The 17841-nt window shown below is 67.4% G+C and carries 22 protein-coding genes; 7 read left to right on the top strand and 15 right to left on the bottom strand.

All coding sequences use genetic code 11. The features are described from left to right. Nucleotides 1-24: 24 nt before the first annotated feature. Nucleotides 25-387 (bottom strand): histidine triad nucleotide-binding protein, encoded by a 363-nt coding sequence (locus QZ189_RS04960; protein ID WP_296416296.1) that lies wholly within the window; start codon nt 385-387, stop codon nt 25-27. Between the two features lie 50 nt (nt 388-437). Here QZ189_RS04960 and QZ189_RS04955 point away from each other — a divergent pair, with 50 nt between their 5' ends. After that, a complete protein-coding gene (locus QZ189_RS04955; protein ID WP_296421134.1) occupies nt 438-1967 on the top strand; it encodes a YifB family Mg chelatase-like AAA ATPase in 1530 nt (509 codons plus the stop codon). On the opposite strand, the gene QZ189_RS04950 is transcribed toward QZ189_RS04955, so the two are convergent. From QZ189_RS04950 to def, 5 genes are all read right to left on the bottom strand, one after another. Continuing rightward, complete coding sequence (locus QZ189_RS04950) at nt 1964-2107, bottom strand: hypothetical protein (RefSeq protein ID WP_010313022.1); 144 nt, start codon at nt 2105-2107, stop codon at nt 1964-1966. The genes QZ189_RS04955 and QZ189_RS04950 overlap by 4 nt on opposite strands. A 103-nt stretch (nt 2108-2210) precedes the next feature. Further along, entirely contained in the window at nt 2211-2381 is a 171-nt protein-coding gene (gene rpsU / locus QZ189_RS04945; protein ID WP_010304532.1) for a 30S ribosomal protein S21, read from the bottom strand. A gap of 48 nt (nt 2382-2429) precedes the next feature. Then, the gene (locus QZ189_RS04940; protein WP_296416298.1) at nt 2430-3047 is read right to left on the bottom strand and encodes a DUF3747 domain-containing protein; all 618 of its coding nucleotides are present in this window, start codon (nt 3045-3047) and stop codon (nt 2430-2432) included. Nucleotides 3048-3106: 59 nt separating this feature from the next. After that, entirely contained in the window at nt 3107-3304 is a 198-nt protein-coding gene (locus QZ189_RS04935) for a hypothetical protein (protein ID WP_010313026.1), read from the bottom strand. A 9-nt stretch (nt 3305-3313) separates the two neighbouring features. After that, entirely contained in the window at nt 3314-3916 is a 603-nt protein-coding gene (def, locus tag QZ189_RS04930) for a peptide deformylase (protein ID WP_010313028.1), read from the bottom strand. A 59-nt stretch (nt 3917-3975) separates the two neighbouring features. On the opposite strand from def, the gene QZ189_RS04925 reads away from it, so the two are divergent. Beyond that, nucleotides 3976-5880, top strand: a complete 1905-nt coding sequence (locus QZ189_RS04925) for a prolyl oligopeptidase family serine peptidase (protein ID WP_296421133.1) — start codon at nt 3976-3978, stop codon at nt 5878-5880. Beyond that, nucleotides 5880-7265: a sodium/glutamate symporter gene (locus QZ189_RS04920; protein ID WP_296421132.1), complete on the top strand. Its 1386-nt coding sequence runs from the start codon at nt 5880-5882 to the stop codon at nt 7263-7265. The genes QZ189_RS04925 and QZ189_RS04920 overlap by 1 nt, the downstream gene beginning before the upstream one ends. Here the strand turns inward: QZ189_RS04920 and QZ189_RS04915 are convergent. The 3 genes from QZ189_RS04915 to QZ189_RS04905 are packed head-to-tail and all read right to left on the bottom strand — an operon-like array spanning nt 7235 to nt 9580. Further along, nucleotides 7235-7912, bottom strand: a complete 678-nt coding sequence (locus QZ189_RS04915; RefSeq protein ID WP_247479508.1) for a class II aldolase/adducin family protein — start codon at nt 7910-7912, stop codon at nt 7235-7237. The genes QZ189_RS04920 and QZ189_RS04915 overlap by 31 nt on opposite strands. After that, nucleotides 7905-8993, bottom strand: coding sequence for an S-methyl-5-thioribose-1-phosphate isomerase (mtnA, locus tag QZ189_RS04910; RefSeq protein ID WP_296421131.1), 1089 nt, complete (start codon nt 8991-8993; stop codon nt 7905-7907). Before mtnA ends, QZ189_RS04915 begins: the two co-directional genes overlap by 8 nt. A 41-nt stretch (nt 8994-9034) precedes the next feature. After that, the gene (locus tag QZ189_RS04905; RefSeq protein ID WP_296421130.1) at nt 9035-9580 is read right to left on the bottom strand and encodes a DUF1543 domain-containing protein; all 546 of its coding nucleotides are present in this window, start codon (nt 9578-9580) and stop codon (nt 9035-9037) included. Between QZ189_RS04905 and QZ189_RS04900 the strand changes: the two genes are divergently transcribed. Next, entirely contained in the window at nt 9579-10271 is a 693-nt protein-coding gene (locus tag QZ189_RS04900; RefSeq protein WP_296421128.1) for a class I SAM-dependent methyltransferase, read from the top strand. The genes QZ189_RS04905 and QZ189_RS04900 overlap by 2 nt on opposite strands. Here the strand turns inward: QZ189_RS04900 and QZ189_RS04895 are convergent. The 5 genes from QZ189_RS04895 to QZ189_RS04875 are packed head-to-tail and all read right to left on the bottom strand — an operon-like array spanning nt 10268 to nt 15442. Beyond that, a complete protein-coding gene (locus QZ189_RS04895) occupies nt 10268-11545 on the bottom strand; it encodes a SufS family cysteine desulfurase (RefSeq protein ID WP_296416304.1) in 1278 nt (425 codons plus the stop codon). The genes QZ189_RS04900 and QZ189_RS04895 overlap by 4 nt on opposite strands. Continuing rightward, nucleotides 11542-12780: a Fe-S cluster assembly protein SufD gene (gene sufD, locus QZ189_RS04890; RefSeq protein ID WP_296416305.1), complete on the bottom strand. Its 1239-nt coding sequence runs from the start codon at nt 12778-12780 to the stop codon at nt 11542-11544. Before sufD ends, QZ189_RS04895 begins: the two co-directional genes overlap by 4 nt. Further along, on the bottom strand, nt 12780-13577 hold the full coding sequence (gene sufC, locus QZ189_RS04885; RefSeq protein WP_029625992.1) for a Fe-S cluster assembly ATPase SufC: 798 nt from the start codon (nt 13575-13577) through the stop codon (nt 12780-12782). Before sufC ends, sufD begins: the two co-directional genes overlap by 1 nt. A gap of 59 nt (nt 13578-13636) precedes the next feature. After that, nucleotides 13637-15079, bottom strand: coding sequence for a Fe-S cluster assembly protein SufB (gene sufB / locus QZ189_RS04880; protein ID WP_010313045.1), 1443 nt, complete (start codon nt 15077-15079; stop codon nt 13637-13639). A 9-nt stretch (nt 15080-15088) separates the two neighbouring features. Beyond that, entirely contained in the window at nt 15089-15442 is a 354-nt protein-coding gene (locus QZ189_RS04875; RefSeq protein WP_010313046.1) for a ferredoxin-thioredoxin reductase catalytic domain-containing protein, read from the bottom strand. 243 nt (nt 15443-15685) lie between these two features. Here QZ189_RS04875 and sufR point away from each other — a divergent pair, with 243 nt between their 5' ends. Then, on the top strand, nt 15686-16321 hold the full coding sequence (sufR, locus tag QZ189_RS04870) for an iron-sulfur cluster biosynthesis transcriptional regulator SufR (RefSeq protein WP_296421127.1): 636 nt from the start codon (nt 15686-15688) through the stop codon (nt 16319-16321). Continuing rightward, nucleotides 16315-16665, top strand: coding sequence for a hypothetical protein (locus QZ189_RS04865; RefSeq protein ID WP_296416307.1), 351 nt, complete (start codon nt 16315-16317; stop codon nt 16663-16665). The genes sufR and QZ189_RS04865 overlap by 7 nt, the downstream gene beginning before the upstream one ends. Here the strand turns inward: QZ189_RS04865 and QZ189_RS04860 are convergent. Further along, complete coding sequence (locus QZ189_RS04860) at nt 16646-17515, bottom strand: DMT family transporter (protein WP_296421125.1); 870 nt, start codon at nt 17513-17515, stop codon at nt 16646-16648. The two genes, QZ189_RS04865 and QZ189_RS04860, sit on opposite strands and share 20 nt — an antisense overlap. Before the next feature lie 53 nt (nt 17516-17568). On the opposite strand from QZ189_RS04860, the gene QZ189_RS04855 reads away from it, so the two are divergent. Then, the coding region (locus tag QZ189_RS04855) for a phycobiliprotein lyase (protein ID WP_296421123.1) at nt 17569-17841 on the top strand (273 nt) is incomplete at its 3' end.

Genomic DNA, 17841 nt, shown 5'->3' with positions numbered 1-17841 from the left:
GCCGTCATTCTCGCCGCTGGGAACTCAGCCTGGAGGCCAAGCCAAGGGACGGCCACCAATCAGGTGCACATGCAGGTGAAAGACGGTCTGGCCGGCCTCCTCACCGCTATTGATCACCGTTCGAAAACCGCTCAGTCCCTCCTGCTTGGCCACCTTGGCGGCCACCAGCAGCAGATGGCCCAGCAACTGCTCCTGGCTGGCCTCGGCCTCCGCCAGGTTGACGATGTGCTCGCGGGGGATCACCAGGACGTGCACCGGTGCCTGCGGAGCCACGTCGCGGAAGGCCAGGCACTGCTCATCGGCATAGACCTGATCGCACGGGATCTCCCCCCGCAGGATGCGGCCAAAAATCGTGTCGTTGCTGGCGAGGTCAGCGGCGTCGGCCATGGGCTGGTGAAACAGCGGTGGAACGTCTATAGAGCGCTGTCCATGAGCCGATGCTGGCACGATCAAGCACCGCCGCGTTAGCGGGAATCGAGGCCTACCCCGTCCAGGTCGAGGTGGATCTCGCCCCGGGACTCCCGGCCCTGGTGATCGTCGGTCTGGCCGATGCAGCCGTTCAGGAATCCAGGGAGCGGGTGCGCTCAGCCCTGCGCAACAGCGGCCTACGGCTGCCCCTCTCGCGGGTGATCGTCAGCCTGGCGCCGGCCGACCGGCGCAAACAGGGCCCCAGCTTTGATCTCCCCATCGCCCTCGCCCTGGCCTGTGCCAGCGGGCAGCTCGAGCCCGCGCGACTGGAGGGGATCTGGTGTTGCGGGGAGCTGGGTCTCGATGGCCAGTTGCGACCGATCCGCGGCGCCCTCTCCATCGCCCTGGCCGCCCAGCGGGCGGGGGCCCGGGCCCTGCTGGTCCCCCAGGCCAACGGCCCTGAGGCTCGCTTGGTCAGCGGCCTGGAGGTGCGCCCAGTCAGCAGCCTGTGCGAAGCGCTCGAGGCACTGCAGCCGGACTACAGCCCCGGCCCGCTGCAGCCCTCAAGCGACACACCACAGCCCACGCCGATTCCCGTGGACCTGCAGGAGATCCAGGGCCAGGCCCACGGCCGGCGGGCCCTGGAGATCGCAGCGGCCGGGGGCCATCACCTCCTGCTGGTCGGCCCGCCCGGTTGCGGCAAAACCCTGCTGGCCCAGAGCCTGGCCGGACTGCTGCCGCCCCTCAGCCCAGCGGAGCAGCTGGAGATCACCCAGCTCTATTCGGTGGCAGGTGAACTGGAGCAGCTGGGCGGATTGATCCGCACCCGGCCCTTCCGCAGCCCGCACCACAGCTGCTCCAGCGCGGCACTCCTGGGCGGCGGCAGTTGCCCAAGGCCGGGGGAATTGGCCCTGGCCCACCGGGGCGTGCTCTTTCTCGATGAGCTGGGGGAGTTCCGCCGCGATGTGCTCAATCAACTGCGGCAACCGCTCGAGCAGGGAACCCTCCGGCTCAGCCGGGCCAAGCAGCAGCTCCACTACCCCTGCTGCATCAGCCTGGTGGCCGCCACCAACCCCTGTCCCTGCGGCTGGTACGGCGACCCGGAGCACGACTGCAGCTGCACCACATCCGAGCGCCAGCGCTACTGGGGCCGCCTCTCGGGCCCGTTGCTCGATCGCATCGACCTCCAGGTCGTGATGCAACGGGTGCCCGCGCAGGTCCTGCGGCAGGGCTACAGCGCCTCCAGCGAGCGGAGGCCCCCGGAATCGACAGCCTCCGCCTCCCAGCGCATCCAGCAGGCGCGCCTGCGCATGAAGCAGCGCAATCCAGGTGCAGGGAGCAACCACAGGCTCAGCGCCCGCGACCTGCGCGATACGGGCGCGTTCAGCCAGGACACGCTGGCCCTTTGGGAGCAGGTCATGGCCGCTCGGGCGCTCTCAGCCCGCAGCGGTCAGCGGCTGCTGAGCGTGGCCCGAACGATCGCGGATCTCAACGACGACGATCAGGTCGGGCCCCAAGCCGTGGCCGAGGCCCTGACCTACCGCAGCTTTACGGCCTAGTGCTTGTGGGGCGGGGTATCGCGATAGGGCTGAACGCCCACGTTGGGGGGCAGGTGCTGCCGCTCCTCGAGGGGATTGCCGAAGGCATTGCCCACGCTCTTGCCAAACCAGCGGTTGATGGCACTGATTAACTGCTTCACAGCGCACCTCGACGGAGACCTTCTCCATCATTGGTAGCCATGAAAAAGCGGGAATCGGTGTTTCTACCGATTCCCGCAGGGACGCTTGGGCTGAAGCCGAGGCTCAGCGGCGGCGGCGGCGCTGTTGGGCTTTGCGCTTGTACTTCTCGACGGGGGTCTCGTGGTGACGCAGGCGCTTGAGATCGGCGAAGATCCCGGCCTTGGAGACCTGGCGCTTGAAGCGGCGCAGCGCCGACTCAATGCCCTCGTTCTCGCCGACGGTGACCTGGGTCATAAAACCGATCTAGGAATTTTGCAGTTTGAAGATGGTAGCAAGTGCTCTTCACCAGAGCCCTGGAACAGGAGCCTCAGGCGCTGGTTGATCACCGGTGGTCGCGGGCTGCTCCGCCACCGGCCAGCTGTCCCGGTAGATGTACACGTGCCCCAGGTTGCGTCCACCGAACTGGCGCCGCATCAACTTCCAGCCCGGCTCGGGCTGGAGCAGCAGGTAGTCGGTGTTTTGGCTGTGGCCGCCGCTGCGGGCAATCACCATCTCCGGCCCTGCACTCGGCTTGGAGGGGAACGCCATCAGCACGTTGTCCCCCTTCTCGCGCACAACACTGATGCGGTAGGTGCTGGCGAGGTCCTCCTCCCCAACCCGCAGGGAATAGCCATTGCCGTCGATGTAACGGCTGCAGATCCCCGTGAAGTCAAAACTGGAGAGCAGGGGATCGACCTTGACCGGCCCTTCCTCGGCCAGGGCAAAGCAGGGCCGGGTGTCCTTGCGCTGTTCGTAGATGTTCAGCTGAGCCCGTTCGCCGGTGCCGATCGGAGCCGCGACGATGACGAACTTGGTCTGGTCCACCTCCACAGCGTCAAACAACGCTTTGGCCTGCACGCCGCCAGCCATCAGGCCGGCAAGCGGAAGCAGGGCAGCCAGGGATCGGACCAGAGAAAACACAGAGTCGCTTGGGTTGGCAGGGGCTGATCGTAAAAGTGATCGCCAGCGGCGCCAGTCCCTCAGGCCGGCTTATTGATCCGGATCGCCACCAGCAGGCTGATCAGCGTTCCCGGCAGGGCCAGGCCCAAGATCGTGCCGGTGGTCTTGACCCCCAGCTCAGGGTCGCCGTAGGCCAACTCGAAGACCGAGCCAGTGGCTGCAATACCCAGCACGCAAGCCAGGGCGAGAAACAGTCCCGCCAGGGGTTTCATCGGCATCTCGAAGGCTCAGGCGATGGTGTGAACGTCGGAGCGATTAAAGCCCTTTTCATTGAGGCCCTCGACGAGCTTCTCCTCGTCGGTGACCCGATCGACGAAGAGCACCCCGTTGAGGTGATCCATCTCGTGCTGGATGCAGCGGGCCATCAGGCCATCGGCCTTCATCCGCTTGGGACGGCCAAAGGCATCGCGGTAGCTGACGTCCACCACGCTGGGGCGCACCACATCCAGATAGACCCCGGGGATGCTCAAGCAACCCTCCTCATAGGTGCAGAGCCCGCCGCCGACGGAGGTGATCTCCGGGTTGATCAAGACCAAAGGAGGGCTGCTGGGATCCTCCAACTCCAGGTCAATCACCAGCAACTGCTGATTCACGCCGATCTGGGGAGCGGCCAGACCGATGCCTTTGGCGGCGTACATGCTGACGAGCATGTCGGTGGCCAGCTTGCGCACCGCGTCATCCACCTTGCCGATGCGTCGCGCCGGCTCGCGCAGGACCTCATCACCCAGCTTGTGGATGTCGTAGGGAGGGTTCTCGATGGGCTCCTTAGACACCTGCAGGCGTCCCGAGAGCTCAGCCGAGCGCGCCAACTTGGCGAAGCTATTGGCCAAGACCTGTCCTCAACGGCGTTGCGAACAGCGATTCTAGGAGGCCTAATCGGCCTGTTCCGTTGAGCCTGTCCCCACCAGCCACGCTCACTCCCCTCTCCGCCGAGGTGGTGCTGGGGAAAACCCCAAGCCTGAAAGAGCCCGCGCTGCTGGATGGGGCGCTCTATTGGCTCGAGCAGCGTCCCCACGAACAGGGGCGCACCACCTTGATGGGGCGCGCAGCCCAGGGGCAGGAGCCCCGCGAATGCACCCCGGGGGATTGGAACCTGCGCTGCCGCGTCCATGAGTACGGCGGCGGCCCCTGCGCCATCGGCCGGCGCGCCAATGGAGAGGCCGTGGCCGTGTTCGTCCATGACGCCGACCGCTGCCTCTGGCGCCTGGATCTCGATCAACCGGGGGCCGAACCGCAGCGACTGCTCACGCCCCAGGGCAAGCGTTTTGAGGGGGCCCTCGGTGGCGGCCTGATCGACCGGCAGCGGGACCGCTGGATTGGCGTTCTGGAGCGCGACGGTCAAGACCACCTGGTGGCGCTACCCCTGGCCGGCGGGGAGCTGGTCGAGCTCCATCAGGCCGCGGACTTCTGCGGCTATCCCGCCCTGAGCCCCAATGGAGCGCGGCTGGCCTGGGTGGAGTGGCAGCAGCCGGCCATGCCCTGGGACTGCAGCAGCCTCTGGCTGGCGGACGTTCAGGCCTCCGGCCAGCTGGGCCCCGGCCGTCGCGTTGCCGGCAGCGCTCCCGAGGATCCCCAGGCCATCTCGGTCTTTCAGCCGATCTGGGCCGGACGCGACCTGGTGGTGGCCAATGACCGCAGCGGCTTCTGGAACCTCGAGCGCTGGTCCGCAGCCGAGCAGGACGCGCTGGAGACGCCCCGTTGGCAGCCCCTGCTGCACGAGCAGGCCGAATTCGCCATGCCCCAGTGGGTCTTTGGCATGAGCACCCATGCCTGGGATGGTGAGCGCCTGCTGGCCCTCGCCTGCCGGCAGGGCCGCTGGGAGCTCGGGGAGCTCAAGGACCAAAGCTGGCGGCCGCTCGAGCAACCCTGCAGTGATCTGGCGGGGCTCTGCGCCCAGGCGGGCCAACTGGCCTGCATCGCCAGCAGCCCCACCCTGCCCTCGGGCTTGCTGGAGCTCGACCTGAAGACCGGGAGCTGGCGGCATCAACCAGCGGCCCCCTGCCCGATTGCACAGGAGGCCATCAGCCAGCCCCAAGAGCTGTGGTTTGACGGCCACGGCGGCCAGGCCACCCAGGCCTGGTACTACCCGCCAACCGGCGGTGGCCACAGCGAGGCGCCCCTGCTGGTGAAGAGCCACAGCGGCCCGACCGCCATGGCCCGCACGGGCCTGAACCTGGCCATTCAGTTCTGGACCAGCCGCGGTTGGGGCGTGGTGGATGTGAACTACGGCGGTTCCACCGGCTTTGGCCGGGCCTACCGCGAACGACTCAACGGCCAGTGGGGCGTCGTGGATGTGGCGGACTGCGCCGCTGCGGCCCAGGCCCTGATCGAGCAGGGGCAGGCCCACCCCAAACGGGTGGCGATCGAAGGCGGCAGCGCCGGGGGCTTCACCACCCTGGCGGCCCTCTGTTTCAGCGACTGCTTCTCTGCCGGTGCCAGCCGCTACGGCGTGGCCGACCTGAGTGCCCTGGCGGAGGACACCCACCGCTTTGAGGCCCGCTACCTCGATGGCCTGGTGGGCCCGTGGCCCGAGCAACGCGCGCTCTACGCCGCCCGCTCACCGTTGAACCATGCCGAACGGATGAGCTGCCCGGTGATCTTCTTCCAGGGCCTCGAGGACGTGGTGGTCCCCCCGGAGCAAACCGAGCGGATGGCCGAGGCCCTGCGCAACAAAGGCATCCCGGTGGAGGTGCGCCTGTTCCCGGAAGAGGGCCACGGCTTCCGCAAGGGCAGCACCCAAATTGAGGTCCTGGAGGCGACGGAGGCCTTCTTCCGCGCGCACTTCGCCCTGTAATGGCTGAGCTTCTGCCGGGACTCTGGAGCGCTGACCTCGTCGATGGGATCAGCTGGCTCGTCCTGGCGGGGGGTGTTCTGGCGGGAATCCTGGCGACGGGCCGAGCCATTGGCCGGCGGCTACAGCTGCAGCTCTGGGGCATTCCCGAGGCCCTGGTCGCGGGCGTCTTGGGTCTACTGGTCGCCCCCAAGGGGCCCTTCCCGCTGCTGCCCGAGCACCTGATGGAGCTCTGGGCCCAACTGCCCCTGGTGCTGCTCACCTTGGTCTTCGGCTCCTTGATGCTGGGCAAGCCGCTGCCCAAGCTCTCGGGCGTGCTGAAGCCCGTGGGCGGCCATGTCTCCCTGGCGCTGGTGCTGGCCTTCGGTCAGTACGTGGTGGCCGGGCTGGCGGTGCTGCTGGTGCTGCAGCCCCTGCTGGGCTTCAGCCCGGTGATGGCCTGCCTGATCGAGGTGGCCTTTGAGGGGGGGCATGGCTCCGCTGCGGCCATGGGGGCGAGCTATGCGGCCCTGGGGTTTGAGAGCGGCCAGGACCTGGGCCTGGCCCTGGCCACCGTGGGCCTGCTGTCCTCGACCCTGGTGGGGGGACTGGTGGTGGTGCTCGGTCGGGCACGGGGATGGCTGGTGGCGGACCTGGCGCCGGAAGCAATCCAGGTCGCTCCAGCGGCGGTGAGCGGGGCCGAGGGCCCGAGCAATCCCTGGGCGGCTTGGCTCTGCAACCTGGGCCTGGTGGGCATCGCCGTGGCCATCGGCTGGCTGCTGCAACTGCTGCTGCGGCTGGGGACAGGCTGGATCGGAGGCGGCGTCGCCACGGTGGGCCAGGCCCTGCCGGTGTTCCCGCTGGCGATCCTGGGGTCGCTGCTGGTGCGTTGGCTGCTGGAGCGCAGCGAGCGCAGCCAGTGGGCCTCCGCCCCGATCCAGAGCGAAGTGAGCACCCTGGCGGCGGATCTACTGATCGCCTCAGCCACCGCGGGGTTGAACCTGCAGTTACTCCAGGCCAACTGGCTACCGATCACCCTGCTGGCGGGAGCTGGCTTGAGCTGGAATCTGCTGATCTGCCTCTGGCTCGCGCCGAAGCTGCTGCCCAAGGACTGGTTTGAGCGGGCCCTGGTGGAATTTGGCCAGGCCACCGGCGTCGCCGCCTCCGGCCTGCTGCTGCTGCGGATGGCGGATCCGGAGAATCACAGCGACGCCCTGCCGGCCTTTTCGCTCAAGCAACTGCTGCTGCAGCCCCTGCTCTCCGGTGGGGTGATCACGGTGGTGGCCCCCCTGGCCGTGGCCGGCTGGGGGCTACCGGTCTGGACCCTGGTCTGCGCAGCGGTGATGCTGCTGGCCGGGGCCGCGGGGCTCTGGATCGCTCAGCTGCCCGAGCTCGAGGAGGCCCGGTAGAGCAGGGTGCGGAACTGGTGGCGCACCTGCTCCATCTGCTCCCCACTCAGCAGAGGTGGTTCGCCGAGGGCCAGGGCCTGCAGGTAGATCCGCGCCAGGGTCTCCACCTCCACCGCCAGGGCCAGGGCCTTGTCGAGGGTGGGGCCCACCGCCACCTGACCGTGCTGGGCCATCAGGCAAGCCAGCCGTCCCTCGAGGGCCTGAACGACCCCATCGGAGAGCTCCTGGGTGCCAAAGGTGGCGTAGGGGGCGCAGCGGATGTCATGGCCACCGGCCACCGCCGTCATGTAGTGGAAGGGGGGGATGTCACGGCCATGGCAGGCCAGGGCTGTGGCGTGGATCGAATGGCAGTGCAGCACCGCCTGCACCTCCGGCCGGCTCGCCAGGACATCGGCGTGCAGCCGCCACTCCGAGGAGGGCCGCCGTTGGGGGCGGCCATCGGCCGGGATGAACAGGGGCTCCCCCTTGAGATCCAGCGCCACCAGGTCACTGGGCTGCATCTGCTCATAGGGCAGGGAGCTGGGGGTGATCAGCATCCCGCCGGCGATGCGCACCGAGAGGTTGCCGGAGGTGCCCTGGTTGATGCCGCTGGCCTGCATGCGCCGGGCGCAGTCGACCAGTTGCTCGCGCAGATCCAGATCAGACATCGCCGTAGAGCTCCTGGAGGCCGGCGGCGCTGGCGGCGACCACACCCCGCTCGGTGATCAGCGCCGTGACCAGACGCGCTGGGGTGACATCAAAGGCGGGGTTAAAGCCCGGGCTGCCGTCAGGGCTGAGCTGAACCGTGGTGATCGCCCCCTCGGGGCTGCGGCCCTGAATGTGGGTGACTTCCTCGGGGCTGCGGGCCTCGATTGGGATCTCGGCGACGCCGTCATCGATGGACCAGTCGATCGTCGAGGCCGGCAGGGCCACATAGAAGGGGATGTTGTTGTCCCGCGCCGCCAGGGCCTTGAGGTAGGTGCCGATCTTGTTGCAGACGTCGCCGCGGCGGGTCGTGCGGTCGGTGCCGACGATCACGGCATCCACCTGGCCGTGCTGCATCAGGTGGCCGCCGGCGTTGTCGACGATGACGGTGTGGGGCACCCCTTCGCGGCCGAGCTCATAGGCCGTGAGCGAGGCGCCCTGGTTGCGGGGGCGGGTCTCATCCACCCAGACATGAATGTCCAGGCCAGCGCGGTGGGCCTTGTAGATCGGCGCCAGGGCCGTGCCCCAATCCACCGTGGCCAACCAACCGGCATTGCAGTGGGTCAACACATTGAGGGTCTGACCGGGCCGAGCGGCCGCCAGCTTCTGGAAGAGCTCCAGGCCGTGCTCGCCGATGGCCTCGCACATGGCGACGTCCTCATCGGCGATGGCGCCGGCCTCAACCTGGGCCGCCTCGGCCCGCTCAGCCGGGGGCAGCGGCGCCACCCGATCACGAACACGCTCCAGAGCCCAGCGCAGGTTGACCGCCGTCGGGCGGGTGGCATTGAGCTGATCAAAGGCCGCCGCCAGGGAGGCATCGCTGGGGTCGACCTGCAGGGCGAGCATCAGGCCGTAGGCCCCGGTGACACCGATCAGGGGGGCGCCGCGCACGACCATCGTGCGGATGGCCTCGGCCGCTTCATCGCAGCTGCGCAGCGTGCGGGTGGTGAACTGATGCGGCAGCTGGATCTGATCGATGACCCCGATCGAGCGGCCACCCGGCTCCAGCCAGATGGTGCGCCAGGCCTGGCCGTCGATCTTCATGGCTACCGATTGACTGCACCGATCATCCCCTGCGGCCCCGCTCAGATCGGGCGATAGCCCTGCCAATCGGGCACCTGGAGCTGGCTGGTCCCCTCAGGATCGGGGGAGAGCTGGACATGCCAACGCTGGCCGCCGAGCAACTCCAGCTGCTCGAGGGCCAGGCAGTCGTCCACCGCGCAGAGGTCGTCCTTGTGCTGCTGCAGCGCGCCGTGGAGCCACTGGCGTTTCGCCGCGGCCTTGGCCGCCTGCGGGGAGCGGGCCACCACCAGGCCGAACTGGTGCAGTTCCGCCAGGGAGTCCGGGCGGTAGGCGCCCAGGTTGACGAACCAGAGCCGCTCGGGCCGGGGCGCGGCGGGCTCGCGCCCGAGGCTCACCGCCCAGCCATCGATCGCCCGCACCGCCATGTAGGCATCCAGGTGCAGACCCTCACGCCTCCCGAACCACTGCCGCTTGAGCTCCGGAATGGTGTCCTCGATGGAGCGCCCCGCAACAAAGCGGACGTCATGCAACTCGATCAGGCTGCTGGCGGTGCGTCCACCCAGGACCACCAGAAATAGGGTTGGGGCGCTGGGGGATGGCGGCGTCATGGACCTGTTTCAGCGGCAGTGGGCCACCTACCGGGCCGTGTTGGATCACGACCTGATGGAGCACCAGGCCATGAGCCTGGCCTGCGGGCAGGTGCTGCGGCAGGTCTGCGCAACGGCCCAGGCCCCCAACCTGGTGGATTTGGGCTGCGGCGATCTTGGCTTGCTGGCACCGCTGCTGCAGACCTTGCCCCTGGGGCACTACACGGGGCTGGACCTCTGCGCCGAGGTGCTGCCCCTGGCGCAAGCCGCCTTAAGCCAGGCCCCCTTCCCCCGCTCCTGGCTGGCGGAGGATCTGCTGAGCTGGGCCAACGCGCCGCAGGCCGAGGCGGTGGAGGTGATCCACAGCAGCTATGCGGTGCATCACCTCCAGCAGGACCAGGACAAGGCCAACTGGCTAAAGGGATGCCGCAGACGCATCACCCCAGGCGGCCGCTTGATCTGGGTTGATGTCTTCCGCCAAGCCGGGGAAAGCCGAGAGGCCTATCTGGCCCGCTACGGGGGGCGGGTGCAGGGCTGGAGCGCCCTTGGCGCCGACCAACGCCAGGCGGTGCTCGCCCACATCCAGCGCTTTGATTACCCCGCCGAGCGGGGCGTCATTGAAGGGATCGCCCAGGAGGCGGGCTGGAGCTGGCAGTGGGCCTGGGAGGGACGCCATGGGGCCGAGGCCATGGCCGTCCTCAGCCCCGCCTAGCTGTGCTCGCGCAGGAAGCTGATGGTTCCCTGCAGTTCCTCCGCGAAGCGATCGATCTCCTCGATCGTCGTGGTGAAGCTCAGGCTGGCCCGCGCTGAGGCACTGAGGCCGTAGTGGCGATGCAGGGGCTGGGTGCAGTGGTGGCCGCTGCGGATGCAGATGCCAGCGGAATCCAGCAGGGCAGCGATGTCGTTGGCGTGGACACCCTCGACATGGAAGGCCGCCAGGGCCGCCCGATCCGGCTGCTGCTCCGGCGTGGGGCCAAGAACCGTCAGGCCATCGATGGCCTGCAGGCGCTCAAACAGATGGGCCGTGAGCTGCTGCTCCCAGGCATGGATGCGATCGAGACCCAGGGCCTGGAGGTAGTCCAGGGCCGCGCCCATACCGATCGCCTCACCGATGGCGGGGGTGCCGGCCTCAAATTTGTGGGGTAGCCCAGCCCAGCTGCTGTGGTCCAGGTAGACGTCCTGGATCATCTCGCCGCCGCCGAGGAAGGGAGGCATGGCTTCCAGCAGGGCCTCCCTGCCCCAGAGGAAACCCATCCCCGTGGGACCGCAGAGCTTGTGGGAGCTGCCCACCAAAAAGTCGGCGTCCAGCTCCTTGACGTTGACCGGCAGGTGGGGAAGGCTCTGGCAGGCATCCACCAGCACCAGGGCACCGGCGGCATGGGCCAGGGCCGCCACCTGGCTGATCGGATTGAGGCAGCCCAGGGTGTTGCTGACCTGCACCAGGCTCACCAGCCGTGTGCGGTCGGTGATCTTGCTGCGCAGGTCCTCCAGGTCGAGCTCACCGCTCTCGCTCAGGCCGGCATGGCGCAGGACGCAGCCGGTGCGATCCGCCAGCAGTTGCCAGGGCACCAGGTTGCTGTGGTGCTCCATCACCGTCAGCAGCACCTCATCGCCCGGGCGCAGGTTGGCTTCACCCCAACTGCGGGCGACCAGGTTGATCGCCTCACTGGCGTTGCGGGTGAAGACGATTTCGTTGGGACTGGAGGCGCCGATGAAGGCCGCAGCCTTGGCCCGAGCCCCCTCAAAGCCCTCGGTGGCACGGGCGCTGAGCTGGTGCGCGCCCCGGTGAACGTTGGCGTTGTCGTGGTCGTAGTAGTGCCGCAGGGCATCCAGGACCTGATGGGGCTTCTGGCTGGTGGCGGCGTGATCGAGATAGATCAACGGCTGCCCCAAGCAGGCCGTCTGGGCCAGCAGGGGGAAGTCCTGCCGCGTCTGGGCGGCCAAATCAACAGCAGGAACGCTCATCAGGCTGGAGGAGCTGCTCATGCCGATTCCAGCTCCAGCTGATCCAGGGGGCACCACTGGCGCGCGGGCTCCGGCAGGGCGCGCAGGACCTCTTCGCAGAAGGCGCGCTTCAGCAGGCCGGCGGCCTGCTCCGCGCCAATACCGCGGCTCTGGAGATAGAAGAGCTCATCGGTTTGCAGGCTGCTGACCGTGGCGCCATGGGCGCACTTGACGTCATCGGCAACGATCTCAAGCTCGGGTTTGGTGTCGATCCGGGCCCGGTCCGAGAGCAGCAGGTTGCGGCTCAACTGCGCGGCATTGGTCTGCTGAGCTTCCCGGGGCACGCGCACAGCGCCGTTGAAGACGCTGCGGCCCTGGCCGGCGGCCACCGCCTTGTGGACCTGATCGAGCTCCCCTTCGGGGCCAGAGAACTGCACAAAGCTGTGGGTGTCAGCGATCTGCTGACCGCCCACCAACTGCAGACCGCGCAGGAGCGAGTGGGCCTGGCCCTGCACCTGCACCAACCGCGGCTCGTGCCGGGCTAGTCCCCAACCCGCAGCGACGTTGCTGAGGGCAGCCTGGCTTTCCGGCTCTTGCTCAACGGCGATGTGACTGAACAGGGCGGCATCGCTCTGGCCAAAGGCCACCAGGCCATGGCGCAGCTGGGCGCTGCGGGCCAGGTGGGCCTCGATCACCAGGCTGACCAGACCCGCGGCCCGGGCCTCGATCAGCTGGGAGAGATCCAGCTGGGCCTTCTCCTCCAGCACCAGCAGGATCCGCAGGGGAAGCATGCCCCCGGCGCTAGCGCTGACCAGCTCCAGGGCCGCCGAGGCTCGGCTCTTGACCCGAAGGGCCAGGACCTGCGTGGCGCTGGCCTGGTTCAGTTCCACCGGCCAGTGCTGCTGACAGCCCGTGGCCGCCAGGGTGTGGCCCAACCCTTGGGCCAGTTCCGCCTCGCTGAGGACCTCAAGCCCTGCGGGCAGGGTCACCCCCGCCAGGGGATCGCTTTGGCCATCGAGCTGCAAGCGCAGCACGGACCCGCCGGCGGCGAGGGTGGGCTGGGCAGGCTGAGCCGCCGCCAAGGGAAGCGCCTGCAGCAGGCTCAGGTCGGTGAAGCGCCAATCCTCACTGCGCGAGGAGGGAACGCCCTGCTGGGCCAGGGCAGCGCGACCGCGCTGCTGCACAGCCGCCAGGGCACCCGAGGCGGCAGGGAGCTGGGAGAGCCATTGCTCCAGCCAAGCTGCCCGTTGGGTGGGGGCGCTGAGGCTGGCGGTCATCAGGCCACCTCCGCGGCAGCCAAGGCGGCCAGCTCCTGGTCCACCCAGTCGTAGCCGCGCTCTTCAAGCTCCAGGGCCAGTTCTTTGCCGCCGGTGCGCAGCATCCGCCCGGCCGCCATCACGTGGACATAGTCCGGGGTGATGGCGTCGAGCAAGCGCTGGTAGTGGGTGATCAGCAGGGTCGCGTTGTCGGGGCTCGCCAGCTGATTGACGCCGCCAGCCACGATCCGCAGGGCGTCGATGTCCAGGCCGGAGTCGGTCTCATCGAGAATCGCCACCAGGGGATCCAGCAGGGCCATCTGGAGGATCTCGTTGCGCTTTTTCTCGCCGCCGCTGAAGCCTTCGTTCACCGAGCGATCAAGGAAGGCGGGATCCATCTGGACCACCTGCAGACGCTCACGAACGAGGTCTTCAAACGCGAAGGTGTCGAGCTCCTCCTCACCCTTCTGGGCGCGGCGCGCGTTGGTGGCCACCCGCAGGAACTCCAGGTTGCTCACCCCCGGAATTTCCACCGGGTACTGGAAGCCCAGGAACACGCCCGTGCGGGCCCGTTGCTCGGGATCCAGTTCCAGCAGGTTCTCGCCGCGGTAGGTCACGCTGCCGCCGGTGACGGTGTAAGCGGGATGACCAGCCAGGACCTTGGAGAGGGTGCTCTTACCGCTGCCATTGCGGCCCATCACCGCATGGATCTCGCCGGCACGGATGGTCAGGTTGACGCCCTTGAGGATCTCCTTGTCCTCGACTCGAGCGTGGAGATCCCGGATCTCAAGCAGCACTGGAGCGTCAGGGCGAATCACGGGGAAGGGAGACGAAAGGGAAACAAAGGGCCCGCATCGGGCCGGGGTCAGCGGTGGGCTTAGCCGACTGAGCCCTCAAGCTTCAGGGCCAGCAACTTGTCCGCCTCGGCGGCGAACTCCATCGGCAGCTGGTTGAAGACATCGCGGCAGAAGCCGCTGACCATCATCGAGACGGCCTCTTCAAAACCGATGCCGCGGCTCTGCAGATAGAAGAGCTGATCTTCTGAGATACGGCAGGTGCTGGCCTCGTGCTCAACAGCGGCCTGGGGCTGCTGGGAGCGGATATAGGGATAGGTGTTGGCGGCGGCTTGATCGCCAATCAACATCGAGTCGCACTGGCTGTAGTTCTTGGCGCCGGTGGCTTTCGGTCCGATCTGGACCAGACCGCGGTAGCTGTTGGACGAGCGCCCAGCGCTGATGCCCTTGCTGACGATCGTCGAGCGGGTGCGCGGGCCCACGTGGATCATCTTTGTGCCGGTGTCGGCCTGCTGCATGTTGTTGGTCAGGGCCACCGAGTAGAACTCGCCCACCGAATCGGCGCCCTGGAGCACGCAACTGGGGTACTTCCAGGTGATCGCTGAACCGGTTTCCACCTGGGTCCAGCTGATCTTGCTGCGGGCACCACGGCACTGACCGCGCTTGGTCACGAAGTTGTAGATGCCGCCCACACCGTTCTCATCACCGGCGTACCAGTTCTGAACGGTCGAGTACTTGATCGAGGCGTCATCAAGCACCACCAGTTCCACCACTGCCGCATGCAGTTGGTTGGTGTCGAACATCGGGGCGGTGCAACCCTCGAGGTAGCTCACGGAGGCACCCTCTTCCGCAACGATCAAGGTGCGCTCGAACTGCCCGGTGTCTCCCGAGTTGATCCGGAAATAGGTCGACAGCTCCATCGGGCATTCGACGCCCTTGGGAATGAAGACGAAGGAGCCGTCACTGAAGACAGCTGAATTCAGCGCCGCGAAATAGTTGTCGTTGCTCGGGACCACCGTCCCCAGATAGCGCTCGATGAGCTCGGGGTATTCCTTGACGGCCTCGCTGATCGAGCAGAAGACGACACCGTGCTCAGCCAGCTTTTCCTTGTAGGTCGTGGCGATCGAGACACTGTCGAAGACGGCGTCAACAGCGACGTTGGACAGCCGTTTTTGCTCGCTTAGGGGGATTCCAAGCTTGTCAAAGGTTTCCAGCAGCTTCGGATCCACCTCATCGAGGCTGGTCTTCTTCTCTTGCTGCTTGGGAGCGGCGTAATAAACGACGTCTTGGTAGTCGATGGGCGGGTAGCCCAAAGCGGCCCAGTCCGGTTCCTCCATCTGGAGCCACTGGCGATAGGCCCGCAGGCGAAAGTCCAGCAGGAAAGACGGCTCGTCCTTCTTGCTGGAAATCAGACGCACCACGTCCTCGCTGAGGCCCTTGGCGATCTTCTCGGTTTCGATGTCAGTGACGAAGCCGTACTTGTACGGCTGGCTGACTAAATCACCAACGGCCTGAGCGTTACTCATGGGTGAGCCTCAACCGCCCGTATGGGCTTTGACGTCTTCCATCGAGATGGTCTGGTTCTCACCGCGGAAGGGATTGTCCTCGGTCAAAAACAGCATGCAGTGGCATTCCTTGCGCTCACGCATCGGCACGCAAGGGCAGTTCCAGAAGGCCTGCGCCACTTCGGCCTCCTTGTCTTCGTAGTGGCGGCAGGGGCACAGAGCGCCGCCCAGCTCGTCCTTGTGACGGGCCAGACCCTCGAGCACGACAGCCGTCACGCTGGGATCGCTGCAGAAATAGGTCCCCGTGCGCTGGGCGTAGGTCTCCGCAAACTTGCGGATCACCTCAAGGCTGTCGCTGGCTGACGGGGAGGGGGCTGCAGACATGAGCGCAGAGACAAAGCTGGAACGGACGTGCCGGGCGAGGACTGGCGCCCAGCGGGGCTGACAGCTCGTCCATCAACAACTTACGAAACACCAGGGTTTCGTAAGTGAACGATAGAGGCCTGAACCGTCAGCAGTGAGTGGTCATTGTTGCGCGTTGCCGGTGCCAATCGGGGGGAGGGCCTTCTCGGCTCACTCGTCAGCGCCCGTTTAGCCGTGGCATGGTGTGGATGACCGCTTTCCAACATGAGCGTCTCCGCCCAGTCACCGACACGCGAAGCCGCTCTCAGCCTGATGTTGCGGCAGGGGGAGCTCACGGCTGCCCAGCTCGCCGAGGCGCTTCAGGTGTCGGTCCAAGTCATGCGGCGCCATCTGCGCTCCTTAGAAGACGAGGGTTTGGTGGAAGCCAGTCCCGCCAGCGAGGGCCAAGGTCGGCCCAGCAACCGCTGGCGCCTGACTAGCAATGGACGCGGACACTTCCCCAACGGCAGCGAACATTTCGCCCTGGGCCTCCTGAGCTCGATGACCGCCAACCTGCCCAGCGGGATGGTCGAGGAGCTGCTCGAGCGGCAGGCCAGCGACAAGGCCGAGGACTACCGCAGACACATCGGCGCCGGCACGGTCCTGGAACGGCTGGAGCGCTTGGTGGAGCTGCGGCGGCGCGAGGGTTACGTCGCCGAGTTCCACGCCGAACCAGGCCAGGACAGCTGGGTACTGAGCGAGTTCCACTGCTCGGTTCAGTCCATCGCCCAGCAATTCCCCTGCGTCTGCGATCAGGAACTGGAGCTGATCAGACAGACCTTCCCCGATTGCAAGGTCGATCGGGTCCACTGGCTGCTCGAGGGCAACCAGGCCTGCGGTTTCCGGCTGACGCCGTGCTGAGCGAAGCGGACCTCAGCGAACTCGAGAGCACGCTGCTCCCGGCCTTCGAGCGCCATCACCTGCGCCTGCTGGCCCATAGCCTGCGCTGCCTGCAACAGGCGGCCGCCCAAGGGGAAGACCTACCGGAGGGGGCCCGTCTGAGCGCCTGGGCCGAGCAGCAACCCAACCTGGCGGTGGACCCGACCTTTATTCCCGTTCTGGTGGAGCAATTGGGCAAGGCCTCAGCCCAGCTGGCCAGCATCGGCAACGACCTCGGAAAACCCGCGCTTCAGCTGGAGATCGCCGACCTGGTGCGCTGGGGACAACGGCAGGCCGATGCGCGGCTTAAGCCACCACACAACTGACCCCAGCCAGGCCCATCAGGGCCGCCAGGGCGCCTCGCCAGCCGGGGCGGTCCCCCTCCAGGGAGGCCAAGGGGAGCGCCATCACCGGAGCGGTCGCCAGGAGTGACACCGCCAGCGCCCCCGGCAACTGCTGCAGGGCGGTTTGCTGCAGGGCAATCCCAGCGCTGGTCCCCAGCAAGGTGGCGAGGATCCCCAGGGGCCAACGCCGCCGCTGCGGAAGCGGCCCCTGATGTCGCTGCAGCAGAGACGGCAGCAGCGGCAGCAGGACGAGAGTTGCCGCCAAGAGGCGCAGCGCGGCCGCCTGCAGCGGATCGATCGCACCGGAGCGCAGGGCCGCCCGGGCCAAGACGGCTCCGCCACTGCCGCAGGCCAAGGCCCCCAGGGCCAGCGCAACCCCCAGGCCCCAGTCCCGCGAGCGAGGCGCCCCGGCATCACGGCCTGCCACCAGAGCCAGGGCCGCTGTGATCAGGGCAATCCCCAGCCATTGCAGAAGACTGGGGCTCTCGGCCAGGGCCGCCATTCCCAAGAGCGCCGTCACCGCGGGACCGCCCGCATCAAGGGTCAGGGTGCGCCGGGTTCCGATGCGGCGCAGGGCGGCAAAGAAGAGGCTGTCGCCAATGGCAATGCCGAGAACCCCACTGGCGACCAGCAGCCAGAAGGCCCAGGGATCGCTCCATCGGGAGCCAACGCCGGACGCGCCCAAAAGCGGCAGCAGCAACAGCAGCGCCAGAGCGTTCTTAAGCAGATTGAGCTGGCTGGCGCTGAGGGCCGTTGGCAACCGCCGCCAAAGACTGCTGGCAAGGGTCCAACACAGGGCTCCCGCCAAGGCCGCCAGGACTCCGCTGAGCACGGCTGCAGGAGACGACTACGGCTTGCGATCATCGCTGCATCTGCTGCAGCGCCGTGACCCTTGCGATTGAGGATGCCCTCAGCTTTTTCCAGCTGAGCTGCGGCCGCTGGCGCTCCCAGCGCAGCGTCCATCACCTGCTGCACCGCCGCGCCGAAGCCGGAGGCTCGCTGATCGTGGTGGAGGAACTGGAGCGCACGGACCAGCGCCTGGCCGAGATCGCCGCACTCCACGGCCAGGATCCGGCTGGCCTGGTGGGGGGCTGCTGGGTGCGCTGGAGCGCCTCGATGGCCTGGGACAAAGCCGGTGAGGACCACACCGGCGAAAGC

This window comes from Vulcanococcus sp. CPBay_Sum15L08_68 (genome assembly GCF_017855895.1).
Classification (GTDB): domain Bacteria; phylum Cyanobacteriota; class Cyanobacteriia; order PCC-6307; family Cyanobiaceae; genus Vulcanococcus.
This window is presented reverse-complemented; position numbering and strand designations above follow the sequence as displayed.